General features: G+C 48.4%; 24 protein-coding genes. 15 read left to right on the plus strand and 9 right to left on the minus strand.

The genetic code is table 11. The features are described from left to right. The first annotated feature begins 181 nt into the window (after positions 1-181). The 3 genes from AM1_RS15715 to AM1_RS15725 all read left to right on the plus strand — a co-directional run bounded on the left by AM1_RS15715 (position 182) and on the right by AM1_RS15725 (position 2,918). Positions 182-1,657: a sodium:solute symporter family transporter gene (locus tag AM1_RS15715; protein WP_012163861.1), complete on the plus strand. Its 1,476-nt coding sequence runs from the start codon at positions 182-184 to the stop codon at positions 1,655-1,657. Positions 1,658-1,887: 230 nt separating this feature from the next. Then, positions 1,888-2,430, plus strand: coding sequence for a CARDB domain-containing protein (locus AM1_RS15720; protein WP_012163862.1), 543 nt, complete (start codon positions 1,888-1,890; stop codon positions 2,428-2,430). Positions 2,431-2,705: 275 nt separating this feature from the next. Further along, complete coding sequence (locus AM1_RS15725; RefSeq protein WP_012163863.1) at positions 2,706-2,918, plus strand: hypothetical protein; 213 nt, start codon at positions 2,706-2,708, stop codon at positions 2,916-2,918. 9 nt (positions 2,919-2,927) lie between these two features. Here the strand turns inward: AM1_RS15725 and AM1_RS15730 are convergent, their stop codons facing one another. Beyond that, positions 2,928-3,617 (minus strand): IS1-like element ISAcma4 family transposase, encoded by a 690-nt coding sequence (locus tag AM1_RS15730; protein ID WP_012163864.1) that lies wholly within the window; start codon positions 3,615-3,617, stop codon positions 2,928-2,930. 132 nt (positions 3,618-3,749) lie between these two features. On the opposite strand from AM1_RS15730, the gene AM1_RS15735 reads away from it, so the two are divergent. From AM1_RS15735 to AM1_RS15775, 9 genes are all read left to right on the plus strand, one after another. Then, positions 3,750-3,959: a hypothetical protein gene (locus tag AM1_RS15735; protein ID WP_012163865.1), complete on the plus strand. Its 210-nt coding sequence runs from the start codon at positions 3,750-3,752 to the stop codon at positions 3,957-3,959. Between the two features lie 143 nt (positions 3,960-4,102). Next, a complete protein-coding gene (locus AM1_RS15740; protein WP_012163866.1) occupies positions 4,103-4,549 on the plus strand; it encodes a hypothetical protein in 447 nt (148 codons plus the stop codon). After that, positions 4,546-6,960 (plus strand): response regulator, encoded by a 2,415-nt coding sequence (locus AM1_RS15745; protein WP_049783742.1) that lies wholly within the window; start codon positions 4,546-4,548, stop codon positions 6,958-6,960. Before AM1_RS15740 ends, AM1_RS15745 begins: the two co-directional genes overlap by 4 nt. Further along, the gene (locus AM1_RS37635; protein ID WP_049783743.1) at positions 6,953-9,568 is read left to right on the plus strand and encodes a PAS domain S-box protein; all 2,616 of its coding nucleotides are present in this window, start codon (positions 6,953-6,955) and stop codon (positions 9,566-9,568) included. Before AM1_RS15745 ends, AM1_RS37635 begins: the two co-directional genes overlap by 8 nt. Before the next feature lie 15 nt (positions 9,569-9,583). Continuing rightward, positions 9,584-9,964: a response regulator gene (locus AM1_RS15755; RefSeq protein WP_010476652.1), complete on the plus strand. Its 381-nt coding sequence runs from the start codon at positions 9,584-9,586 to the stop codon at positions 9,962-9,964. Positions 9,965-10,002: 38 nt separating this feature from the next. Next, a complete protein-coding gene (locus AM1_RS15760) occupies positions 10,003-11,097 on the plus strand; it encodes an AI-2E family transporter (RefSeq protein ID WP_012163869.1) in 1,095 nt (364 codons plus the stop codon). Positions 11,098-11,258: 161 nt separating this feature from the next. Continuing rightward, positions 11,259-11,570 (plus strand): Rossmann-fold NAD(P)-binding domain-containing protein, encoded by a 312-nt coding sequence (locus AM1_RS15765; protein WP_012163870.1) that lies wholly within the window; start codon positions 11,259-11,261, stop codon positions 11,568-11,570. A gap of 103 nt (positions 11,571-11,673) precedes the next feature. Then, a complete protein-coding gene (locus AM1_RS15770) occupies positions 11,674-11,910 on the plus strand; it encodes a DUF2949 domain-containing protein (protein WP_010476655.1) in 237 nt (78 codons plus the stop codon). 7 nt (positions 11,911-11,917) lie between these two features. Beyond that, entirely contained in the window at positions 11,918-12,202 is a 285-nt protein-coding gene (locus AM1_RS15775; RefSeq protein ID WP_012163871.1) for a DUF1816 domain-containing protein, read from the plus strand. Positions 12,203-12,205: 3 nt separating this feature from the next. On the opposite strand, the gene AM1_RS15780 is transcribed toward AM1_RS15775, so the two are convergent. The 7 genes from AM1_RS15780 to AM1_RS15810 all read right to left on the minus strand — a co-directional run bounded on the left by AM1_RS15780 (position 12,206) and on the right by AM1_RS15810 (position 17,982). Continuing rightward, on the minus strand, positions 12,206-12,514 hold the full coding sequence (locus AM1_RS15780; RefSeq protein ID WP_012163872.1) for a hypothetical protein: 309 nt from the start codon (positions 12,512-12,514) through the stop codon (positions 12,206-12,208). 322 nt (positions 12,515-12,836) lie between these two features. Next, positions 12,837-13,817, minus strand: coding sequence for a uracil-DNA glycosylase family protein (locus tag AM1_RS15785; protein WP_012163873.1), 981 nt, complete (start codon positions 13,815-13,817; stop codon positions 12,837-12,839). 137 nt (positions 13,818-13,954) lie between these two features. Next, positions 13,955-14,764 carry a phosphate ABC transporter ATP-binding protein gene (locus AM1_RS15790; RefSeq protein ID WP_012163874.1) on the minus strand — a complete coding sequence of 270 codons (810 nt, stop codon included), beginning with the start codon at positions 14,762-14,764 and terminating at the stop codon, positions 13,955-13,957. Then, positions 14,761-15,615, minus strand: coding sequence for a phosphate ABC transporter permease PstA (gene pstA, locus AM1_RS15795; protein ID WP_012163875.1), 855 nt, complete (start codon positions 15,613-15,615; stop codon positions 14,761-14,763). The genes AM1_RS15790 and pstA overlap by 4 nt, the downstream gene beginning before the upstream one ends. Position 15,616: 1 nt before the next feature. Next, on the minus strand, positions 15,617-16,468 hold the full coding sequence (pstC, locus tag AM1_RS15800; protein ID WP_012163876.1) for a phosphate ABC transporter permease subunit PstC: 852 nt from the start codon (positions 16,466-16,468) through the stop codon (positions 15,617-15,619). Beyond that, positions 16,449-17,309: a phosphate ABC transporter substrate-binding protein gene (locus tag AM1_RS15805; protein ID WP_083776719.1), complete on the minus strand. Its 861-nt coding sequence runs from the start codon at positions 17,307-17,309 to the stop codon at positions 16,449-16,451. The genes pstC and AM1_RS15805 overlap by 20 nt, the downstream gene beginning before the upstream one ends. Positions 17,310-17,679: 370 nt before the next feature. Beyond that, positions 17,680-17,982 carry an ArsR/SmtB family transcription factor gene (locus tag AM1_RS15810; protein ID WP_012163878.1) on the minus strand — a complete coding sequence of 101 codons (303 nt, stop codon included), beginning with the start codon at positions 17,980-17,982 and terminating at the stop codon, positions 17,680-17,682. Positions 17,983-18,175: 193 nt separating this feature from the next. On the opposite strand from AM1_RS15810, the gene AM1_RS15815 reads away from it, so the two are divergent. The 3 genes from AM1_RS15815 to AM1_RS15825 all read left to right on the plus strand — a co-directional run bounded on the left by AM1_RS15815 (position 18,176) and on the right by AM1_RS15825 (position 21,948). After that, entirely contained in the window at positions 18,176-18,694 is a 519-nt protein-coding gene (locus AM1_RS15815) for a 3'-5' exonuclease (protein WP_012163879.1), read from the plus strand. Between the two features lie 36 nt (positions 18,695-18,730). Next, the gene (locus tag AM1_RS15820; RefSeq protein WP_012163880.1) at positions 18,731-19,840 is read left to right on the plus strand and encodes a hypothetical protein; all 1,110 of its coding nucleotides are present in this window, start codon (positions 18,731-18,733) and stop codon (positions 19,838-19,840) included. Between the two features lie 224 nt (positions 19,841-20,064). Then, a complete protein-coding gene (locus tag AM1_RS15825) occupies positions 20,065-21,948 on the plus strand; it encodes a leucine-rich repeat domain-containing protein (RefSeq protein WP_012163881.1) in 1,884 nt (627 codons plus the stop codon). 48 nt (positions 21,949-21,996) lie between these two features. On the opposite strand, the gene AM1_RS15830 is transcribed toward AM1_RS15825, so the two are convergent. Then, positions 21,997-23,733: an ankyrin repeat domain-containing protein gene (locus AM1_RS15830; RefSeq protein ID WP_012163882.1), complete on the minus strand. Its 1,737-nt coding sequence runs from the start codon at positions 23,731-23,733 to the stop codon at positions 21,997-21,999. Between the last annotated feature and the right edge of the window lie 20 nt (positions 23,734-23,753).

Here is a 23,753-nt window from a genome sequence, read left to right on the forward strand (position 1 = left end):
CGTCCCTGACTCATGGCTATTGTTCTCAATAGTCGCTAATGCCCGTCATCCTACCAGTAATGTTATTTAAGGAAATTATTTCTTAGATGCGATTTCATGAAACATAAATTTCCTTGTATCGGGACATTCTAGAGAACTGAGGATGATAGGCTATGAAAATTGTTTTTGCAGATAATGATTTATGAGTCCAATTGATTGGGTTATCGTTGTCGCTTACGCCGTAATCGTTCTTGGGATTGGACTCTCAGCTAGTCGTAAACAAAAGAATACAGATGAGTATTTTCGAGGTTCCAAACAATTGCCTTGGTGGGCGATTGGTATCTCAATTATTGCGACTTCCTTCTCGGCTGCATCACTGCTGGGTGGTCCGGGAGAAGGTTACACCCATGGATTTCTCTACCTTCAGCTTCAGATTGGAGACCTGTTGGGATTTAGTTTAGTTATTCTGCTCTTTTTGCCATTTTTCATCCGATTGAACCTAACAACGGCTTATGAATATCTAGAACGTCGTTTTGATGCCAAAACTCGGTCTTTGGGCTCCCTGTGCTTTATCTTATTTGTTGTTGCTCGTCTTGGAGCCTTGCTATATGGTGCTTCCATTGTCGTTGCAACAGTTACTGCGATGCCTCTGTCCCTCGCAATTATTGTGGTGGGTTTGGCTTCAGTGATTTATACCGTCACTGGCGGAATAACAGCCGTTGTTTGGACTGATTTTCTTCAGTTTGTGATGATTTTTGTGGGTCTAATTGCAGGCTTATGGGCTGCTTCAATTAGTGTCCCTGGTGGTCTAGGTGCTTTGTGGATGGCGGCGGGAGAGGGAGGTAAGCTGCAGGTGATAGATTTATCTTGGGATCCTGCCTCAGTTCGCGCTCTACCGACTGCCCTCTTTGCTTATGGTATTCTTGCCTTTGCGGTAGCTGGCACCAATCAACAATCCGTACAGAGATACGTCTCTTGCTCAGATGTTCCGTCCGGCAGAAAAGCAATCCTACTGGGTTGGTTTACTGGGTTTATCGGTGTTGGTGTCACATTGCTTTTGGGGGTCTTCCTCTATGGCTTCTATTCTCTTAATGTGGGTGCACTTCCAGAAGGGGTAGTAGGTGATCAGATTCTACCTCACTTTATTGTGAATCAAGTGCCTCCAGTGGCTGCTGGTCTTTTGGTCGCAGCTATTTTTGCAGCAGCCATGTCGTCGATTGATTCTGCGCTTCATTCGTTAGCAACATGCATTGTTGTGGATTTTTATCAGCGATATTCCAAGGTGAATCGAACGGATGCCCATTACTTAAAAGCGGCAAAAGCGTGGATTATTGTGTGTGGAATTCTAGGGATTCTTTCTGCTTTTTATGTGGCTTCCACGAAAGAATCATTATTAGAATTTTTAGTTGAATATACAGCCTTATTCTTGGGGCCCTTATTAGGTCTATTTTTAATGGGAATTCTGATTCCTCGGATTAATGCAACCGGAGCATTTTTTGGCGTTCTTTTAGCCGCTGCTTTGCTAGCTATTGACAGTCAGCTACAATTCCTGAAATTTCCAGGTATTTGGCGTTCCGCCATCTCAGCTCCTTTGGCTGTGATCCTCGGCTATGGTATTTCCCTCTTGGGTAAACCTCCATTGCCGTCTTCAATCAAGGAGCTAACCTTCTGGCAATAACATCTGTGCAGTGACAGCCTCGCCAAGGTTCGTAAATTGTGATGGTTGAAGTTTCAATGGTGGTGAAGACGCATAAACCATATACTGTGCTGAATGATGACTTCCGCTGGCTTCAGTGTTCTCTGTCGTCTAAAAAATTTCCACTCTGCATAATCTCTAGAAAACTACCCTACTGAGTGAATGAAGAGCTTTGCTTCTCTTTCAAACATTCCACAGTAAGGTACAACACTATGCAACGCATTACTCTATCTCAACTGACTCAGACCGCAACTCAACGCCTGTTGACGTTAGGAGCTTTAGTCACCCTCTCTGCTAGCAGTGTGATAGCAGCGCCGCAGCAGGCCCAATGCCCGGACGGTTGGGAACCCTCTCCTAGCCCCGCTACTAAATGTCAACCCGGCAGTTTCACGCATCAGACTCCTCAACCGCTGCGTTTTCGCAGAGCAGATCTAAAGGTTCGGCAGTATCGATTTAGTCGCAGGAGTACCAAACGAATCAAGATTCAGGTGGCGAATGCCGGACTTAGAGCAGCACGGCCTACGGTGCTACGCCTGACAGTTCGGCGTATTGATGGTACACCGGTCGGGCGGATGATGAAGATCAAAGTGCCCATTATTAACGGTCGGCAAACCCAATGGGTGAGCTTGAATGCCGCTCAGATTTTGCCCAAAACAGTGGCCCTCAAAGACACCACCTTTCGCATTGATGTGGATTCAACGAATTTCGTGAAAGAATCCAACGAAAAAAACAATACCACTTGGCACAACCTTTAGGGGATGTGGATCGGGAGAGAGTGTTGTGTCTAGGGCTCTCTTCCTGCGGCTTTTTGCCTGAGAATACACCGTCCACATGTGATGGTTATCACTTCTCCAGACTTGAACTATCACAGCTGCTATAGACCGGTATCACGGCTATCAGCATGATGAATGGCTAATAATTTTGTCATTCCAGTCTAACTCTGTGGCTGCCCGACTCAATTCGCCACGGGGCACAAGAGGAGATTTTGATAGTAACGCTTGTTTATTCTGTTGTTGCTGAGCAATAGGTTATGACTCATCCCCAAGATTTTGAGCAGAGTTCCCAATTCGATCGCTACGGTGCTGGATCTACCCCGAACCTCACGGTTGAAATTTCTAGTCGTCCACTCTATCGTCAAGTTCGGAGACAGAGATCTGGGATGACGCCTATGGACTCTATCGAGTTTGAAGGTACGGCATTGGATCAGTTATCCCATGGCAAGGTTGCTGGCGTTGCTCAATGACGGGATGACTCACGCAGGAATAGGTACTTCCCCAAACTTGAGATAGTGGATCAATAGTCGAATTGAATGCTTGAGCATGTCCACCGACTTTGAATAACATAAAGTCTTGCGATGGAGCCGTGCCAAGTAATGTCGTAAACGAGTATTTTCTCCCTCTACTCGTGTCATGTAGGTCTTGCTAACAATCTGGTCACCCTCTGGGATAAAGCCTGGATAGACGGGATTGCCATCACTGACCCAGAAAAAACATTGCCAACAGACGATTGCTTGCCATAACGGTCGAAAGGTCTCAGCACTATGGTCACCCACAACCCAGCCTAGAATGCCGGGGTGAAAATGATCCACCACAGTCCAAATCCAGACCTTATTGCGTTTTTTGCCCACAAAGGTTTCGAGTTCATCTAATTCTCCGACCTGTGGGATATCGTCGGGGTCATAAGCATTGGGTAATAGAACTCCAACTTGTTGAACCCAATGAATCACAGTGGTATGAGCAACGCCTATGACTCGTTCGATACCCTTCAACCCCATTCCATTGACATACATTCTCAGGCAGAGTCGTTTCGTCCAATCACTGTAGCCACGCTTTGAGTAAGTTGAAAGAAACTGTCGTCCACAGGTCACACAGATATGATTTTGTTTACCTCGACGATGCCCATTCTTATGGATATGTTGACCACCACACTCAGGACACTTCATACAGATTCCTCATGATGTTTGAAATAGTCATGAGGTTATCCTGACGCAATCCAATTAATTCATCCCGTCATTGAGCAACGCCAGGTTGCTTGGTGGGTTGAGATCGCAAGTTGGTTTGTCTATGGCATACCCATGGGAATCTTAGCGTTTCCGATTCTGGGAGAGCAGGTCAAGGTAATGGGAGACCATCTCATAAAACTCTTCCATTCCCCGTTGTCTGGCACGCTGTGGTTTCAATTTTTGATGATCTTGTTTGCCACTGCATTTCTAGTCATGGTGTGTCTTTGTACGCTGATGATTCTGGTGAAAGGGACGATCCGGAAACTCCAACAGCACCGTTAAAATCTCTGGACCCATGATTAAGCTGAGCTTAAAGAGATTGAACTGGTCATACCTATCCCCACTTTTCTTTCTCTAGAGACTCACAAGTTCCTCAACTTTCATCCATAAGCTGAAAAAAGAGGCTATGGAACAGGAGTCTGAGCATGAGAACACATCATCATCGGGGGGATGATCGCCAAAAAATTATTGCCTTATGGACGGCCTTTCTATTGGGCATGCTCTTTCATACCCAACTGGCTTTAATGCCGTTGTTTCATGGGCTGAGTGTGGCCCACTCCCATATCAATGATCTACCCCTCACTACTCTTTTTTGGCTGGTGTTGGGCGTTTTTGGCATGGCGATGGCTGCCATTATTGCCACCGCTTTTGTGAAAGGACAACGATACAAAACGCTACATTTTGGCTTGACGTTGCTTTATACCGTCATCAATATTAGCCACCTAACCCTGGACCTCATCGTCGGGGTCCCCAGCTATCAGCTTTGTCTGATGGGGTATCTGCTGTTGATTGGTCTCCTGCTAAACCTTGTCGCGTTTCAATGGTTTCACTCAGAGTTGGATAAACAACCGGTCTTGAGGTCAGCCCGTTGACTATTAAGACCGGTTTTCCTGACCGTTTGACCGATGTCTCCCTGGTGCGATCGCAAAAATACGCTCATAATTGGAGTAGCGATGCCCTAAGCGATGCAATCGGACCTAACGTCGGGAGGCCGATGATGCGAATACTCGTTGTTGAGGATGATCAGCCCACCGCTGAAACCTTAACCACTCTCCTAAACCAGTGCAGCTACGCAGTGGAAACTGTGGCGGATGGCGAAACTGCTGCAGATCTGGTGAATGCATTTGAATATGACTTGCTCCTGCTGGATGTGATGCTGCCTAAAGTAGATGGCATTACCCTTTGTCGCCAACTGCGAAATCAAGGCCATACCATGCCGATTTTGCTGCTGACGGGAAAGGGGGACAGTCATGACAAAGCGGTGGGGCTCGATGCCGGGGCGGATGATTACGTCGTCAAACCCTTTGACCTAGAAGAATTAGAGGCTCGTATTCGGGCCTTACTACGTCGGGGACATCTCCATACCTCGCCGATTTTGGAATGGGGTCGCTTGCAGTTGGATCCCAGCTCCACCCAGGTGAGCTATCACCGGCAGCTCCTAGCGTTGACGCCCAAAGAGTATGCGCTACTGGAGTTGCTGATGCGTAATCCTCGGCGGGTATTTAGCTGTGGCATGTTGCTAGAGCATCTATGGACCTATGAAGATATGCCTGGCGAAGAGGCTGTTAGAACCCATATCAAAGGTCTGCGCCATAAGCTCCGGGATGCCGATGCACCGGCCGAGATGATCGAAACTGTGTATGGCATTGGCTATCGCCTCAAGCCTTTAGCAGAATTAGAGGCAGAAACACCGTCCTTTCAGCAGGAAAATCAAGCGGCCATTGCCAATATTTGGCAGCGGTATCAGGCTCGGATTAGTCAGCAGGTTCAGGCGTTAGAACGGGCCAGCGTTGCCTTTCAAAATCATCAAGGCCACCTCAGCGCGGATCAACAGCAGCAGGCAGAGCAAGAGGCCCATACCTTAGCGGGGGCCTTGGGCATGTTTGGCATTCATGCGGGGACTCAATTAGCGCGCCAGATTGAGCAACTCCTGCACCAGCCCCAACCCTTAGGTACAGAGGATATTGGAGAATTTCAGCATCAGGTAGAGACCCTCCGACAGACGATTGAGGCCCATGGCCCGGTCTCACCTGCCGACACTCTGGATTCCCTAGGCACCCTGCCGTCTTTGCTGGTGATCGATGCCGATCAAGATTGGATAGCTGACTTAACGGACCAAGCTCGATATTGGGACTGGACCGTCCAGACGGTGAAAGATCTAGACGTCGCCCATCGGTCCCTGACTCAGGATGTGCCTCAGGTGATTCTGATGGATCCATCTGTGGCGGACCATAAGGATCAAACCCTGGCTTTCCTAGAGCAGGTGACCCATCATACGCCCCCGATTCCTGTCTTGTTCTATGGCTTGCCGGAAGGACTGCATTCGCGGCTAGAAGTGGCTCGTCTGGGGGGAAAAGCCTTTTTAGAGAAACCGATCGCTCCCCTGCAGGTGCTCCAAGAGGTGGAGCGGGTGCTGCATCAGTCTCAATCCATCACTGCCAAAGTCATGATTGTGGATGATGATCCGAGTTTGCTGCAGTTGCTGCCTCCTTTATTGGAGCCTTGGGGGTTTAAGGTGAGTACCCTTGCCGATTCCAGACTGTTTTGGCAAACCTTGGTGGCGGTCGCCCCGGATCTCCTGATTCTCGATATCGAAATGCCCCATGTGGGGGGAATGGACCTTTGCCAGATCGTCCGCAACGATGCCTACTGGTATAACCTACCGATTATCTTTTTGACAGCCCATACCGAAGCTGAGACGGTCAATCAGATTTTCGCCCTGGGGGCGGATGATTTTGTCAGTAAACCTGTCGTTGGCCCCGAACTGGTGGTGCGTCTTGTCAATCGTCTGGAGCGAATGCAGCTTTCCCAACAGCTTTGGCAGGTTGATACCCTCACCAAAGCCTATAAGCGGCAACCCGCCATTGCTCGTTTGGAACAGATGATGAAGCGGGCGCAAGATCTACAGCAACCCTTGAGTCTGGCCTTAGTTAAAGTGACCAATCTGCGGCTGATTAATGCTGAATTTGATTTGGAAACCGGAGACTCGATTTTGCGTCAGGTGGGATATACCCTAGGTCAAGGCTGTGGGAAAGATGATGTGGTGGCTCGCTGGAGTAGCAATGAGTTCTTGATGGGGCTGCAGGATGTCCAGGAGATGGAAGCAGAGGATCATGTCCAACATCTATGCCAGGACTGTTTGCAAGCCCACGCCCTGGCCCATGAGGCGGTGCCCATGCACCTCGACTTAGGGGTGGTGCAATATCCTGAGGCGGGGACGACCTTATCGGCCCTGTATAAAGCTGCCGATCACCACCGGATGGGGAGGCAGGCTGATGCTTGAGCAAGTTCATCTTCTGCCTGATCAACAGAGCTGGATGACATCCCTGCTGAATACGGTGCCTGCCCTAGTGGTCATTCTGGATGCCCAGGGTCGGATTGTGGGCTTTAATCAAGCCTGTGAACAGGTGTCTGAGTATACCTTTGCGGAGGTGAAAGAGCGATTTCTTTGGCAGGATTTGCTGTTGTCAGAAGAACAGGCCGGTGTACAAGCCGTTGTTGAGCAGCTGCTTTCTCATCAAGGCCCCAGTCAACATCAAAATCACTGGCGGACAAAGACCGGAGAACGTCGCCTGATCGCCTGGTCAAATTCTGTGATTCAGCAGGGGCACGCAGTCCAGTTTGTGATTTGCATGGGCGTTGATATTACAGAACAACAGCAGTCGGCGTTGGTTTTGCAGCAACAGATTGAGCATGAACGACTGTTGAGTGGTATTGCTGCCCGCATCCGCCAATCCTTAGATCTGCGGACCATCCTTAACACGACTGTGGATGAAGTTCGGCAGCTGTTAGAGACGGATCGGGTGCTGATCTTTCGGATCGAAGAAAATTGGGACGGTATCGTGCTGGTGGAATCCGTCGATACGGACCAATGGCCTTCGATCCTGGGGGTTAAAATTCACGATCCGTGCTTTCCTGATATTTATGGGGGGCCGCCAGAGCAAATCCATGCTAGTGCGGTTGATAATATCTACACTGCCAATCTGTCTCCCTGTCATCAAGAGTTACTCCAACAGTTCCAGATTCAAGCCAATTTAGTGGTGCCCATTATCTTGGAGAATCGAGTCTGGGGTTTACTGATGGCCCACCATTGTCGGGAGCCGCGCCATTGGAAGTCTCTAGAGATTAAGTTACTGAGTCGATTGGCGATTCAACTTGCGATCGCAATTCAGCAGTCCGAACTGTATTGCCAACTGCAGGCAGAATTGACCGAGCGTGAACAAGTCGAAGTGGTTTTGCAAGAAGCCAAACATAATCTAGAGCAGCGGGTTGTGGAGCGCACCGCAGCCCTCCGCCAGGCCAACCAACAATTACGATCTGAACTGCAAACCCGTCAACAGGCAGAAGCGGCCTTACAGCATTCGCAGAAGCGTATCTCTGGCATTTTGGAAATTGCCGATGATGCCATTATTTCCGTGGATGGCTCTTTTACCATCACCCTGTTCAACCAGGGGGCGGAAAAGATGTTTGGATATCGCCGTCAAGATATCCTCGGCCAGCCCCTGCATAAGCTCTTGCCCGATGATTTGGTCCTGTCTCATCAATCGCAGATGCAGCGGTTTGGTGACGCTTCCAAGGACGCATCCATGACCACCCAAATGGGGGCTCGGCGTCGCCCGATCACCGCTCAGCGTCGAGATGGTACCTACTTTACGGCGGAGGCCTCCATTTCTAAACTGCAGATGGGTGAAGAACAGGTCTTTACGGCCATTCTGCGAGACATTACTGAGCGTCTAGAAGCTCAAGCGTCCCTGACCAAGCTCACCCGCCAAAATGAATTGATTCTTAATTCCATGGGGGAAGGGCTTTGTGGGGTCGATTTACAGGGGCACATCACCTTTGTGAATCCCGCTGCGGCTGATATGCTGGGCTACGCGATTTCTGATTTGATTGACCAGCCAATGGCAACAATTTTGGGGCCTGATCCGCAACCGCTGAATGGCGATCTGAATGCCCTTTATCCCTTTGAGGATTCTTTACGGTCGGGGACCACCCATCGGTTTATTACCGATGAATTTCAGCGGCGCGACGGCACCCTGTTCCCAGCGGAATATGTGAGTACTCCGATTCGTGAACAGGAAAAGATTACGGGAGCGGTAATCACTTTTAAAGATGTGAGTGATCGTCAAGTGGTGGAACGGATGAAGGATGAATTTATTTCCGTGGTCAGCCATGAACTGCGCACGCCCCTGACCTCGATTCATGGATCTCTGCGGATGCTCACTAGTGGCTTGTTGACTGCTCACCCCGATAAAAGCCAACGCCTGCTTAAAATTGCTGTTGATAGTACCGATCGGTTGGTGCGGCTCATTAACGACATTTTAGATGTAGAACGGATTGAATCCGGGCAGGTCAGCATGACCAAAGACCCGTATAATATTGCCGATTTGATGGTTCAAGCCGCCAATACCATGCAGGGCATGGCGAGTCAGATGCAGGTGCAATTAGCAGTAACACCGTTAGCCGTGCTGACGGATGTGGATGGAGATCGAATTGTCCAAACCCTGACTAATCTTTTGAGCAATGCGATTAAATTTTCCCATTCGGGGGGCACTGTAGAAATGAGTGCCCATGTAATGCCGCAACAGCCGCCAAGCTGTGCCTTAAGTGCCCCTGCCGCCCCCTCCCTGACCCCCGGCGATGCGCCTCAAGTCTGTATTTGGGTGCGCGATCAGGGGCGAGGGATTCCCCCTGACAAAATCAACACCATCTTTGAACGGTTTCAACAAGCCGATTCTTCCGATGCCCGAGACCATGAGGGCACAGGGTTAGGACTGGCCATTTGCCAGAGTATTGTGCATCAACATGGCGGCCAAATTTGGGTAGAAAGTCAGCTCGGAAAAGGGAGTACCTTTTCCTTCACCTTACCCATTCAGCGAAACGACACGTAAAGGTATACCGGATACATGACAGCAAAGTGCATCCTCGTAGTGGATAACGAGCTTTACATTCAAGAAGTGGTTCAGATTGCGTTAGAAACGATCAACAATTGGCGCGTCGTCACGGCCAGTTCTGGTGCTGAAGGGCTGCTGAAGGCGGAGAAAGAACGCCCCGATGCTATTCTCTTGGATATGATGATGCCGGATATGGATGGGGCCACTACTTTTCAGAAGCTGCAGGCTAATCCAGTTACGCAAACCATTCCAGTGCTGTTACTGACCGCTAAAATTCAAACGGCGGATCAAAAGCGTTATCAAGCCATGGGCGTCCATTCGACGATTGCCAAGCCCTTTGATCCGTTGCAGCTCCCCACCCAGATTGCAGATGTATTAGGCTGGCAGTTATAGCCGCCCGATCAAGGGCTTGATCCTTACTCTCCCCCAGCATGAAGCCATCCGAACCTTCTTTTACCTTGTCGATTGCCAGTTTGATGCGTGTAGGAGTGATCAGTTTGGGGCTGCTGTTACTGTGGCAACTCCAAAATTTAGTGGTGGTGCTGATGATTTCCATCGTCTTGGCCTCTACTTTGGCTCCGATTATTCAGCAGGTGGAAGCGTTACGAGCGCCTCGATGGTTGGCGGTGTTGGGGGTCTATATCAGTTTGATTGGAGCGGCGATCACGGCCACCCTGGTGATTGGTCCGACGATCACAGAGCAAATTCAACGGATTGTCGCCGCACTACCGGGTTATTTAGATGCCCTGACGACGCTGATCGAAGACTCGATTATGCAGTTGGGCATCAGTAAGCCAGAAGATTTGGGCATGATCAATCAGGTATTGGATCTACAAGCTCTGACGGCTTGGACCTTTCGGTCGAGTCAAAAGCTGATTCTCCAGTCCGTAGATATCACCAAAGGCTTATTGGGAGGGGTCTTTAACTTGCTGTTAGCGCTGATTTTGTCAGCCTATATGCTGTCCGATTCCCAACGCTTGCTGCAAGGGCTAGTGGCGCTTTTCCCTCAGCCCTGGGAACAGCGGTTGGCGGATCAAGTCCATCCCGTGAGTCAACGGATGGGGGCCTATATCCAGGGTCGCCTACTGGTCTCGCTGATTTTGGGAACCACGGTGAGTATTGGCTTGAAGCTGATTGGCATTACGGAAGTGGCCTTGGGATTGGGGGCCATTGCGGGCCTGACTAATTTGATTCCCTTCTTTGGACCCGTGCTAGGGGCGATTCCAGCGTTGCTGGTGGCGGTTGCCCAGGGGGGCTGGACGGTGGTGTGGGTGTTTTTGCTGTTTGTGTTGATCCAAAATCTAGAAACCTATGTCCTTGATCCGTTGGTAGTGAGTCCGTCGGTGAATGTGCCGCCCCTGTACCAACTATTAGCGGTATTGGGAGGCACCCAAGTGTTGGGAATTATTGGGGCCTTAATTGCCCCACCCTGGGTCGCGGCAGGAGGTGTCCTGATTGAAAATTTATACCTGCAACCCAAACGTGATGCAGAGCAGCAGACTCAGCCTGAGCCAGAGATGGGGTGACTGACGGCTGAGTTCAGATTCTTCATTTCCAAACTTGAGGGGTGATCCTCACATTTTCCCCAAGTTTGGAGAGTATTCTCCACATAAAGGATACTGGCTGGCTTCTGTGATGGAAGCTGTACCTGAATCTGAATAACTGCGTTCGACCCCCCTAAAGACTGATGACGAAGACCTTAATTAATCTCACGTTAGCTATCGTGAAAGAAGAGGCGGAGTTACTCGCAGAGTATTGTCCCAACCCTATCTACCAAGATGTGCTGGGGAATCCCGCAACTAAACAGGAACTGATGACCTATGTTTTAAGTCGAGTTCCCAATACCTATGTACTGACTGCGGAACCAACGCCCCTGTCTGCACGTGGACAAACCACTGCCTACCGTCTCCACATTGAGACATTACTGAAGCAAGGCATGGACGTACTTGGCGGCCATCGTCCGATGACTGCCCTTCGGGAGACTCAAACTGTTGGATGAGCGGCTGGATGCCCGTTTTTCCTTGCTTAGATGACTAGCCTGACTGTTTGTACTTGTAGATGAGATTGTTTAACCAAGCATTAACGATGCTGGGGGACTGGAGATGACTGCCAACCGATACCAACAACTGATTGACTTTTTAACCCAAGAAGTCGGGATTTCGACAGAGTCGATCAATATTGCCCTGAAGTCTTGTCAACAACAGCAAGGGCCTTTGCCGATGATTCTGTGGCAGTACGGCTTGATTACATTAGAGCAGCTTAATGAGGTCTTTCATTGGATTGAGACATCTTTTGGTCCCGATGAAACCTACAACATTACAATCAACTGTGAAAAATGAGGTTTTTATGTTCTCTTTAACCACTCGACATCAACCTTGGTGGGTACATATTCAAACCACGATTCCTGATTGTCAATATTATTTTGGCCCCTTCGATACTATCGAAGAGGCAGAGGCCCATCAATCGGGGTATGTAGAAGATTTAGTCCAAGAGCAAGCCTTAGAAATTGTGGTCAAAGTCAGTCGCTGCCAACCTGAAATGTTGACCCTTTGTGATGAAGAAGATCTTTATCCTATGGACTGGCGGGATTTGTCTCCCCATGACCGACCGACGGTGCTATGCCATTGCTAGCCTTTAATCGGTGGTAATCCAGAAAAAGCCTGGATCCGTGCGCCGCTGATCATCGAGTAATTCAGATTCCCAAATATCAGGATTGGCGGTGGCTGCCAAGGGACGCTTGCCCGACATTTGTAGCTCAAGGTCGGGGGTCTGGGCGGGAGTGTCGCTGTTTTCTGGAAATAGGGTAATGGAAGGCTTTACTTCACCCCCCAAAGCTTTAGCAGATTCTCGCGGTGCGGGGGGAGAAGGGATGGTTCCGGCCCAGGCGGGGCTGGTGAATGTTGTCAGCAGACTGGCAACCAGGATGAATTTGAGAGAAGTCATGGTATGTGTGAGGGTTTCAGATACTGGCAGTCTAGAAACTCGCGGGAAAAGTTGGGGTGTCTCAGCCCAGCCTGTAATGGCGATCTAGATCATTGCTAGGATGCCCACTCTCTCGTGAGAGAGATCTGGAAGGATGGGCGTGCGATCTCAACCAACGTATTGCGTGAACCCAGTACGTCTTAACTCCAATGGTAAAAACATAAGCGAGTGAAAGTGTTCATTCACTCAAATGACTCAAGCATCCAACTTATAAGTTTGGGAAACATTTTAGGCGTTTCAATGAGATATAAAATTAGCATCGATATATCAATGTTTTTACACTTTATTGATTAGTCCAATTGGGTTCCCAATCTTTAATTTTTGACTGCCAATACTTTACTTTATTGGCATGTGTAGCACGTTGCCCATTTAATATAGTTGACCAACACCTGTTTCCTCCACTAGGATGCGGAAAATTGAACCTATTAACTTTTAAGGGGAGTTTTTTGATTTCATTAGCTGCTTGTTTCCCCCATGTTATTAGCGCTACTGGATCACCAATTTTTAATTCTTCCTCTAGTATGTTTAAAAAACGATCAGCGTTTGAGCCAAGTGGTATACCTCGATTCTGCTTACCTGCTTGCCTAATCCAGATTTTAAAAATATCAGTTAAGTAAACTCTGTAGCCTTTTCTGAGCAAGACATCAACCATTTTGAAATAAAGTTTTGTAGCCCGATGGCTTTCTCGACAACCTTTAGCATGAAAGCCAAATGGTGTGCCTAATTCAAGTTTGTCTGACTGCTGACTTCTAAGTGGATCTTGCGCAAGAATAACAATAGTTGGTTTATGGGAGCATGTGTTATTAAGTTCAATCAGGCTAGGTAAGTCAGATCCAACCATTGGAGCATTGTTGTACCGCTCACAAAACTCTTGCCCCTCAGGACTGAAAAAAGAACGACTTACCATTTGAGGCTGAGGATAATCTGGCAAGTCAAATGTATCGCGCCATGAATTGTAAAAGGTTTCTAACTGTGCCCGGCTAGTGTTAAAAACTGAACATAGAACTTTGCTTAACTCTGAAAATTCTGTAGGGCTAAATTTACAGAATGCGTAACTTGGATATGGATTTAAGGTTGAAGTTTGTATTATGTGATTTTTCCAATATGAAACATGCTCTTCAATACGATCGCTAATTCTCTCTTGTCCGGATTCTTCCAACCATTTTGCAATGGTTTGTCTTTGGGGTATTTTTTTGCCTTTGAGTTCTTTTGCAATTTCCTGGCGGACCGTCTCAACTGTATGAGGACCTGACGAATGATTCATAGAATGGCGTGGGTGAGCTGTGGAGCAAAACAATCACGAAATGCCTAATGTATTTACAGGCTTATCGTTTTTCCTTATTTTTAGGATGCCCAGCTTTTTCTGCCTCAAGTTTAAACAGCTTGTTGAATAGCGACTGATTAACCCCGGCGACCGCTGACATAGGCTGCCGTCAGGGGATCTTGGGGATGGGTAAAAATCTCTTGAGCGGAGCCAAATTCAATCAATTGACCCACATCATGCTGCACCCAGAAAAAAGCCACATCATCGGCAATACGGGAGGCTTGGCCGAGGTTGTGAGTGACAACCAGAATCGTATAAGTGCCTTTTAACCGCACAATTAAATCTTCGATCACTTCGCTGGAGAGGGGATCCAGGGCACTACAGGGCTCGTCCATGAGCAGAACTTGAGGTTTTAAGGCCAAAGCTCTTGCGAGGCAGAGGCGTTGCTGTTGCCCTCCAGACAGGGAAAGGGCAGGCGCTTTGAGGCGATCTTTGACTTCTGTCCACAGGCCCACATCCGTGAGGGTGGTTTCGATGATGTGGTGGATATGGGTGCGATCGCAAATCCCATGCTCTTTCAACGGAAATGCCAAATTGCGGTAAATGGAGAGGGGAAAGGGATTCGGTTTTTGGAACAGCATGCCCACTTGGCGGCGCAGGGGCGTTAGGGGTATCGTCGCCGTATCGCAATCATTTAAATAAACTTGACCAAAAAGCTGAGCTTTAGGTGTGAGTTCATGGAGGCGATTTAAACAGCTTAAAAAGCTGGTTTTGCCACAGCCCGATGGACCGATTAAAGCCGTTATCTGTCCCGCTCGAAACTGAGCATCCACATTGGCAAAGGCCACCTTGCGCCCATAGCGTAAACTCAGCTGTTCTACCCGGACGCTAGGAGGCTGGTGATGATCAGCGGTGAGGGATGGTGGGCTCAAGGTGGGAGAGGTCATAGAATTTGTAGTTTGGATTGGCGAAAGCGTTCGGCTAACCAGGAGACTAAAGTATTAATCAGGATAAGCAAGATGACGAGGACTAGAGCAGTCCCATAGGCATTCTGTTCACCGCCGGGGATATTCATCGCCAAGTCGAAAATATGAATCGATAGTACCCGGCCAGAATCGAGTAATGATGTCGGCATCCGATCGACATAACCACTTGTGAAAATTAAGGCAGCAGTTTCTGCAATGGCCCGTCCAATTCCCAGCAAAACCCCCACGGCAATCCCCGGTAGCGCTGCCGGTAAAATCAGGGTTTTCAGGGTGCCTAAACGAGATAATCCTAATGCTGCTGCCGCTTGGCGATACTCGCGAGGGACATTAACTAGTCCCACCTGAATGGAGCGAATGAGAATGGGCAACACCATACAGGCTAAGGTCAGGCCCCCGGACAAAATGGAGAATCCCAGATCTAAAACTTTTGAGAAAAAAGCATTGCCAAACAGGCCAAACACTATTGAGGGGACCCCTGCCAAAATATCTAAGCTGAGACGAATGACCCGATGAGAGCGCTGTGGATTGAATTCCGATAAGAACACAGCCGTGCCTAATCCCAAGGGAAGGGATACGCCCATACAAACCCCTAAGACGAGTCCTGTGGAGACCAAAATGGGAGCAATACCGCCTTCTAGCCCAGCTTTAGCGGGAGCTTGGGTTAAAAAGGTACCATTGACGGCTTGCCCTCCTTGCCAAATCACATTGCTGAGCAGCCAGAGAAACACAGCGGTAATTCCCAAGGCCACTAGCCAAACCACCAGGGTGGCTCCTTGTTCCTTACCAATAGGGATAGCCAGACGACGGACCATCTCAACCCTCCGGTGAATCCGTCCAGGGATCGGTGACGACGACCAGCCCAGTTACCACCAGCATGAGAACAAGTCCACTGGCAAATAGGGCTGAACGGTGAAGATCGAGGGCATAGGCCATTTCCAAGGCAATATTGGCAGTCAATGTACGGACAGGGGCAAAGATCGAATCGGGGACCTGGACAACATTTCCGCAGACCATGAGGACCGCCATGGTTTCGCCTAGGGCGCGGGCGGTGGCGAGCATCACAGCCGTTAAGATACCAGAGCGAATAGCAGGTAAACAGACCCCCTGGATGGTGGCCCAGGTTCCTACACCCAATGCGGCGGACCCGCGCCAGTAGGATGAGGGTAAGCTGGCTAGACTGGCATCAGTAACCAGGGCAATCGTGGGCAAAATCATCAAAGCTAAAATCAAAATTCCCGCCAAGAGACTAGAACCGGGGGGCTGAACTTTGGCAATTAAAGGCACGAGAACTACTAGGCCCCATAAGCCATAGACCACAGAGGGAATGCCAGCCAGTAACTCGATTAGGCGTCGATAGAGTTGGGAAACGCCTGCTGGGGCATAGTATTGGCAAAATACCGCTGATAAAAGTCCTAGGGGAGTTGCCACCAATACTGCGCCAATGGTGACTCCCAATGTTCCCATCACCATCGGAGTGAGATTGTACGCCTGTTCACTAGGGTGCCAACCTGGATCTCGCCAAAATTGATTGAGAGAAATGGTGCGCAGAATCGGTAGCGTTTCCCAGATAAGAAAGCCCAGAACTAACAGCAAAATGGCCCCGGAACAGAGCGCCAGGATCTGCAACAGAATTCTCCAGATTGCTTCACTCTTGAACCGGGACAAGGGACTGCTCCTGCACAATATCCTTGACCTGGGAGGATTGGGCAAAGTCAATAAATTTTTGCTGTTGGGGATTGAGGGGGCCTTGAGTCACTAAGTTGAGGGGACGCGATAGGGGAAACGATCCATCTCGAACGGTTTGGGCCGTCGCCTGAATTCCTTCTAGGGGCAGTACTTTAATAGGAGTGCCCTGTTCCACATTCACTTTCGCTGCGCCGACGGATACATAGCCAATGGCCAGCGGGTTACCTGCCACGGTTTTGATGCCTTGCTCGTTATCGCCAATGACTACATCCGCTTTAATCTGCGAGGACTTGAGCTGGAAGTGCTTGGTAAAGACTTCTAATGTGGAGCGACCTTCAGCTTTATTGACGACGGTAATGGCTTGGGATTTACCGCCAGCGTCCTGCCAGTTGTTGAGCTTGTCCGTATAGATATCGGTAATTTGCTGACGAGTCAGTCGCTGAATCGGGTTATCCCGATGGACAATCACCACAACACCATCTTTGGCGATGGTATGGAAGTTGAGGCCCTGGTCTTCTGGTTTGGCGGCGCGGGACACCATGCCAATATCGGCGACCTGTTGGCGCACATCGGCAATGCCACGAGACGAGCCTCCTGTTTGTACGTCAATCCGCACCTGGGGGTTTTGGGCTTCATAGCGTTTGGCGATTTCGGAGGCAACGGGGGCAATGGTACTGGATCCAGTAATCACCAGTTTTTGCGGGGCGTTGTCGGAGCTAGACGCTTGTAAACTGCTACAGGCTTGCAATCCCAGGGATAAACCCAAAAACGCACCGGCGATGGCTCGACCAGACATAACGGTTCCTGCTAATGACTCCATAAAAATTCGGTAACCCCTGGATTCAAGGGTCGCTTAAAAGTTTGAATCGGTCGTGGGGAAACGACCTAGGATAACGAACTTAATAACACCGGAAAATATAGTTGAACACGGCTCTACCTCCTATCCTCCACAGTCTTAACGCCACTGATGGCCCCCTAAATCCCCCACTGGTGGGGGATTTGTCTGCTCGACCCACACAGGATCTGTGACAGAGTTGAACCTCAGCAGATCTAGAGGCCTCATGGCCTAGATTCATTAACCTAGACATAGGCTCAAAGTCCCCCAGAATGGGGGATTTAGGGGGCGAGTGCAAAAGCTGATGTTGCCAAAAGAGACGGCAGAAATCTCAGTATCAATCACTTTTCATTCCCTAAATAGAAAAGGAAGTAAATGAGAATTCGCAACAACCTAAATCCAATCCTTCTTGGGACACCTGACTTTGGACATCTGGTACCAGGGCATAAAGGACGGCTTTGCCATCGCGAGTAGCTTGCACAAATCCGGCCTGCCGCAACACTTTCAAATGGTGGGACAGGAGACTTTGCTCGACGTTCAAAACGGCATTGATTTCATTGACGTGTTGAGGGCCATTCATCAATAGCTTCAGAATTGAGAGCCGAGTGGCGTCCGCCAAGGTTTTGAGCTTGTTGGCACAAGATTGAGATGTTTTCATGCTCACCTTGCTTTTGGTCAACCTAGGGTGTGGGTATTTATAGGAATTTTTATCTGTGTTGAATATATCTTGATATCAATTTTGATTCATTAATCATAGATTAAAGTTTCCTGAATCCTGCTGATCCTGGAAGGGCTGCGAGTAGAACTTGGATAGGCTATCTTGGACAGGTTTATGGTGAACTGGAACGGTTATGAGTTTTGTGATGGTCGACGTGGAGTCGGATGGTCCTATCCCCGGCGACTATTCGATGGTTTGTTTTGGAGCTGTGATTGTAGAGCCAACGTTGTCAAAAACGTTTTATGGGCAGTTAAAGCCGATTTCTGAACAGTGGGTTCCAGAAGCATTAGCGGTCAGTGGTTTTAGTCGGGATGATGTCCTTGGCTTTGAGGAACCAGCTATGGTGATGCAGGCGTTTGCGGATTGGATTACCGAGAATAGCAAGGGGCGTCCGTTCTTTATTTCGGACAATAACGGCTTTGACTGGCAGTTTATCAATTGGTATTTTCACCATTTCCTGGGCAATAATCCCTTTGGCTATACATCTTCCAATCTTGGTTCTCTGTATAAGGGCCTGGTCAAGGACACCTTCACGAATTTCAAGCACTTACGGAAAACGGCGCATACTCACCATCCGGTGGATGATGCTCGGGGGAATGCAGAAGCGCTATTGCTGATGAAGGAACAGGGCTTGAAAATTAGCCTGAAGTAAACCACCCACTCAGTTGCATGCTCACAAATCAACACTATGCCTCTCGATTTTCATTTCAATCTGTTCGATTTTCTGATGGTGATGGCCGTTGAGCTGGGTATCGGACTCCTGATTAGCTTGATCAAAAGCGCTTTAGTGAAGCGACATGCCATTAACAATCCAGACCGTTATCAAGTGTTTCAATGTAATGACTATGAGTCAGTTGGGTATGGTGCTCGAAAGCTCGATAATTCTGACAATGCTTTGGGGTTGGACTACAGCTTTGTAATCGTTGAATTTCAGGCAGGAGAAGTTATTCGAGAACGATTCTTCTCACCGCTAGGTGACTCAATCAAGGTTGAGTATATCGATGGTGCACCAAAAGCTAAGACATCATTCTGGTCAGTACCTATCTATTCGATGACTGTTGTGATTCCTTTAGTAGTTGGTGTTTTGGGAGTCCTGGTTATTACTGAACTGGATGATGATAGCTTTGAGAATGCTTATGAAATCGCTTCTAACATTGGGAATTACGCAATTTATTTAATGGCTTCTGGCGTTGTGTGGACCACTGTACTGAATGGTATCCCTAGCGTGTTCGCTATGAATGAGATTGTGAATAGAGATGCGACTAATATCTCCAATCGTCAATTGTCGCCACCCATTCCAGCAGAAACAACCATCTCAGTACCAAAAGAACGCGAACCAATTGTGTTGGAGCGCTACTTTTGGGTGTTTATCATCGCTGTCACACTTTTTAATGGATTAACGCTGTATTTCCAAGGATGGAATGATATGGCAACCCTGGAACTGAAGTTGAGCTATGCCAAACTCACGCTCTACGTACTGTTGTGGGCCAATGTACCTTGGATAGTGATGGGCACAGGTTGTCTACAGAAAAATTTGACCTTCAAAGATTATCTAGAGCCTCAAACCCTGCACCCTGCCTTAATTGCCTTTTTTGTTTCACTGGTTTGTGTCTTTGCGGTTGGCAGTTATTGGATATTTGCTGCAGGTGGTGCTGTGCAGCTTTTGCATTACCCAGGGATTGATGCTCACTCTTGGACTTTAGAACAGGTTAAACAGATCTGGGGGCTTGGAGTGATATCAGGGATAGGTACGATAGGGGTTATGGTCGCCCGCGTGAATCGCACTTCCGTTGATTGAGCTTAAGGCTCTTGACGGGTTATTGGATTATGTTGATCACGAGAGTTCACCACTTTTGAGAAATGGGTTCGAGACCAAGTTGCTAATTAAGAGAGAACGAGCATGAATAGGAACCATAACTCATCAAAAGGCAATCAAAATCCAGCTCAAGGCTATACGGATTACTCAAGACCAGGGTCAGAGTAATAAAATCAGTCGTTGGGTCGTTTCTCTCTTGATTTATTATGTCGGCACCAGATTTAATCCATACCCTGGAACAGACAACTCGGAAACGACTCAAACAAATGTCTGTTGAGGACTTTAATCAAAGTCTGGATGATACCTATCACCATTTGCAACTTCAGCCCAATGCTTATGCCCTAAATGATGAACATCAAATCGTTGGGCTGAGTTTGCAAGGGGTGGATGGCCATGAATTAGTGGACGCATCCATCGAGCAATATCCACATCTCTCCGCCTTGTATTTATTCGATATTGTCTCGCCCGAAATCGTCCCATTTGCCAGTCTCCCAGGACTCTCCACCATTGCCCTGTCGGGACAAGACGTGACGGCTGCCTCCTATCTTCAGCCAACCACCAATCTCACCACGGTTTATTTAAAAACCACCAATATTTCTGATTATTCCTTCTTGTCGGACCTCAAGAACCTAACCCACCTCGACTTAAGCAACAATCAGATTGCTGATCTTTCCTTTATCCAAGACCTTAAACAACTCACTAGCCTCGGGTTGGCGTCAAACAAAATTGTTGATATCTCAGGACTAAAAGACCTGACGAAACTGAACACCCTGAATTTGCGCTCCAATGCAATAGACGATTATTCCGTGTTGCTCAATCTCAAAGAACTTCGCCAACTAACGGTTAGTGTTCGTGAAGCAACCGATCTTGCCTTTCTACAAGATCTTAAAGACCTGACCCATCTAGATCTCAGTTACAACCACTGGATTTCTGATATTTCGGTTTTACGCAATCTCCCAAAGCTCACCCATCTAGATTTAGGGTCTAATCAGATTTCGAATATTGCAGTTTTGCTAGACCTGCAACAACTTACGCACCTGTCTTTAAGTTCCAATCAAATTTCTGATGTTTCTGTCTTACAAACCCTCCAGGGACTTGAACGTCTGGATGTCAGTGCTAACGAGATTGCTGATATCGCCATCCTACAAAATCTCCAAGGGTTGACCCATCTGGATATCAGCTCTAACGAAGTGTCTGACATTTCCGTTTTGCAGGATCTCACGACGCTCACCCAACTGAACGTCAGTTCAAATGAGATTATTGACTATTCCGTTTTACAAGGTCTAACCCAACTCACGAGCCTAGATGTCAGTGATAATCAGATGTCTGAGATCTCAGACTTACAGGGACTGCACTCACTCACCAGTCTGAACCTCAGCTATAACCAGCTGTCTGATATTTCAGTCTTACAGGACCTCAAGCAACTGGCTACTCTGAACTTAAGCTACAACCCAGTCTCTGATATTGCAGTACTGCAAAACTTCAAGGATCTCACCACCCTGAATTTAAGTTTCACCCAGATTACCGACCTCTCCCACCTGCAAGACCTTAAAGGACTAATCAGTTTAGATTTACATAGCAATCAGATTACAGATATCTCAGCGTTACAAGACCTGGAGGGACTCTACCGGCTGAATGTCAGTGATAATCAGCTGTCCGATATTGCTGCATTAAGAAAACTCAAGGGCCTCTTCAGCCTGAATTTAAGCATTAATCAGATTTTAGATATTGCAGCCCTACAAGATCTCACAAGACTAACTAGCTTGAATGTCAGTCATAATCAGCTGTCTGATATTTCAGTTTTGCAGGGACTCACCAGGCTGAACAGTCTAGATTTAGGAGCCAACCAGATTGCTGATATCTCAGTTCTGCAAAATATCCCAGGGCTTTTTAGTCTGGATTTGCGATTTTCTGATGTTTCTGTGTTTCAAGACTTCAAGGGATTGACCAGTCTGAATCTCAGTTCTAATCAAATTTCTAGCGTTCCTGAATGGTTACGTGAACAGGGGCTTCCCATTCAAACGGAGGATGAAGAGGCCTTATTCTGCATTAACTTATGTGGTAATCCCCTCCCAATGTCACCTGGATAGCGTTTGAATATCTGTAGATTGAAGGTATCCAACGAAGCCATCCCCTGACTACATTGCATCTCCTACCAGCACCTGCCAGGACAGCTCATTCAAATCAAGAACGAACTCCACATCGTTCTCCACATACTCAAGATGATCGCCTTGCTGAACCCAACGATTCCCACCCGTAATATGAATCTGGTTATTAGTGAGCATCGCTTGATGATTACTAATCCAGCCCGGTGGCTGTCCGCTAGTCACAAGCTTGGTAATCACAAATGTATGGCAGTTTAAGCAATACACCGGGGTTTCATCGATCACTCGATCCCAGGGATAGCCGAGATTGCCAATGATATAGATTTGGGCGTCCACAAGGGTAGCGGTATGGAAATCAGTGGGGGGAAAGACATTCCGAGGATAGCCATAAATTGTGAATCCGCCTTCACCATCCGAGACCACCACATCGTTGTAGATATAAAAGTCTGGATCGTAGTAATCTTCATGCTCACCCGCAATTTCGATCACCCTGCCATCCGGCAACAACGTGATGGATTGACCATAACGATTGAATGACCAAACCGGACCCGCTTCTTCTGTCTCTGTATCCCGATAGTGGTGACGCGCCCCATAGGCTGAGTAACGCAGCTTTACCATATCTCGCCAGAAGGGAAAAGACATTTCCTCGGGATTCGTTGCCCCAAACGTTGGGTGTTTCTGGGTCTGATAGATTTGGGGAGAGACGGAATAGAACCTCGATGAATCAACCTGGGTTAACTGGCAGCGAACCTCTTGATTCACATCTTGTAGCTTAGCCCCTGCCGTGACAAGCAACTTCGCCATCGCCCCGCTCTTGGCCTTTTTAATAATGTGCCGCTCAGATTTGCGGATGCCTTGACTGACATAGGTGAGCTTCGCCCCTGCTGCCAAGAGGTGTTGAGCGATGACCACATCATCTAGCTCCACGGCGGATAAGAGAGGTGGTTCACCCGTGTCGTCTGTGCCGTTGACGTCTTGCCCTATCTCAATCAGCCAGGCTACCAGAGCACGGTTTCGGGATGCGATCGCATACATCAGGGGAACGGTGCCATACCATCCAGTGACCTCTGGATCAGAGCCAGCTGCCAAGAGACATTTGGCTTTGTCTAAGTGGCCAACCTGCAGACTCAGCAACCAAGGGGTGCGCTTCCAGGCATCGACAGCCTTTAAGTCAGCAGTCTCCAACAATGCTTCCATGTCGGATAAAGTGCCCAGGACAACGGCATGCATCAGCGGCGTCCAGCCCAACATAGTGGCATCACTACCCGCCCTTAACAGGCACTGCACAATTGCAAACCAGCCACACCGCGAAGATTCAGACAATACAGATTCCCCGCAACAGGTTTCGCCATTTAGAGGAGCACCTTGATCGATCAGAAACTGCATCAGTGCCGTCAGATCCGTTTCATTGACGGCGACCGCACTAAACATGGCCGTGATCAGGGCGTCATGTCCCTCTTCATCCGCTTGAGTAATATCAGCCCCTTGCTCCAACACCCACTGAATTTTCTCGATTCGTCCTGACTGGATGGCTAGAAAAAGAGCCGTTTTGCGGTTATTGGGCGAGAAAAGCAGTTGTGCGCCTTTGTTCAATAAGAGGAGGACAATTTCTAGAGAAGCGATGGGGCTAGATAGAGCGCACTGGATAGGGGTAAGACCATAAGTCGCTTCCCCACCGTCTTGATCCTGGATTTCCAGATCGGGTACTTCAGTCAGTGCTTGCCGAACGCTTTCCAGATCGCCGTTGTACGCATCTTGGTGGATTTTCATTGCGTCCTGTGCCCAAACCT

The organism is Acaryochloris marina MBIC11017, assembly GCF_000018105.1.
Taxonomy (GTDB): Bacteria; Cyanobacteriota; Cyanobacteriia; order Thermosynechococcales; family Thermosynechococcaceae; genus Acaryochloris; species Acaryochloris marina.

Excerpts from the sequence above, each read along its gene's own strand:
- AM1_RS15765 (WP_012163870.1), top strand. The coding sequence starts at position 11,259 with ATGACGAAGACCTTAATTAATCTCACGTTAGCTATCGTGAAAGAAGAG.
- AM1_RS15760 (WP_012163869.1), top strand. The coding sequence starts at position 10,003 with ATGAAGCCATCCGAACCTTCTTTTACCTTGTCGATTGCCAGTTTGATG.
- AM1_RS15770 (WP_010476655.1), top strand. The coding sequence starts at position 11,674 with ATGACTGCCAACCGATACCAACAACTGATTGACTTTTTAACCCAAGAA.
- AM1_RS15815 (WP_012163879.1), top strand. The coding sequence starts at position 18,176 with ATGAGTTTTGTGATGGTCGACGTGGAGTCGGATGGTCCTATCCCCGGC.
- AM1_RS15780 (WP_012163872.1), bottom strand. The coding sequence starts at position 12,514 with ATGACTTCTCTCAAATTCATCCTGGTTGCCAGTCTGCTGACAACATTC.
- AM1_RS15775 (WP_012163871.1), top strand. The coding sequence starts at position 11,918 with ATGTTCTCTTTAACCACTCGACATCAACCTTGGTGGGTACATATTCAA.
- AM1_RS15715 (WP_012163861.1), top strand. The coding sequence starts at position 182 with ATGAGTCCAATTGATTGGGTTATCGTTGTCGCTTACGCCGTAATCGTT.
- AM1_RS37635 (WP_049783743.1), top strand. The coding sequence starts at position 6,953 with ATGCTTGAGCAAGTTCATCTTCTGCCTGATCAACAGAGCTGGATGACA.
- AM1_RS15830 (WP_012163882.1), bottom strand. The coding sequence starts at position 23,733 with ATGAAAATCCACCAAGATGCGTACAACGGCGATCTGGAAAGCGTTCGG.
- pstA (WP_012163875.1), bottom strand. The coding sequence starts at position 15,615 with ATGGTCCGTCGTCTGGCTATCCCTATTGGTAAGGAACAAGGAGCCACC.
- AM1_RS15825 (WP_012163881.1), top strand. The coding sequence starts at position 20,065 with ATGTCGGCACCAGATTTAATCCATACCCTGGAACAGACAACTCGGAAA.
- AM1_RS15735 (WP_012163865.1), top strand. The coding sequence starts at position 3,750 with ATGGGAATCTTAGCGTTTCCGATTCTGGGAGAGCAGGTCAAGGTAATG.
- AM1_RS15755 (WP_010476652.1), top strand. The coding sequence starts at position 9,584 with ATGACAGCAAAGTGCATCCTCGTAGTGGATAACGAGCTTTACATTCAA.
- AM1_RS15785 (WP_012163873.1), bottom strand. The coding sequence starts at position 13,817 with ATGAATCATTCGTCAGGTCCTCATACAGTTGAGACGGTCCGCCAGGAA.
- AM1_RS15720 (WP_012163862.1), top strand. The coding sequence starts at position 1,888 with ATGCAACGCATTACTCTATCTCAACTGACTCAGACCGCAACTCAACGC.
- AM1_RS15725 (WP_012163863.1), top strand. The coding sequence starts at position 2,706 with ATGACTCATCCCCAAGATTTTGAGCAGAGTTCCCAATTCGATCGCTAC.
- AM1_RS15740 (WP_012163866.1), top strand. The coding sequence starts at position 4,103 with ATGAGAACACATCATCATCGGGGGGATGATCGCCAAAAAATTATTGCC.
- AM1_RS15820 (WP_012163880.1), top strand. The coding sequence starts at position 18,731 with ATGCCTCTCGATTTTCATTTCAATCTGTTCGATTTTCTGATGGTGATG.
- AM1_RS15810 (WP_012163878.1), bottom strand. The coding sequence starts at position 17,982 with ATGAAAACATCTCAATCTTGTGCCAACAAGCTCAAAACCTTGGCGGAC.
- AM1_RS15790 (WP_012163874.1), bottom strand. The coding sequence starts at position 14,764 with ATGACCTCTCCCACCTTGAGCCCACCATCCCTCACCGCTGATCATCAC.
- AM1_RS15805 (WP_083776719.1), bottom strand. The coding sequence starts at position 17,309 with ATGGAGTCATTAGCAGGAACCGTTATGTCTGGTCGAGCCATCGCCGGT.
- AM1_RS15730 (WP_012163864.1), bottom strand. The coding sequence starts at position 3,617 with ATGAAGTGTCCTGAGTGTGGTGGTCAACATATCCATAAGAATGGGCAT.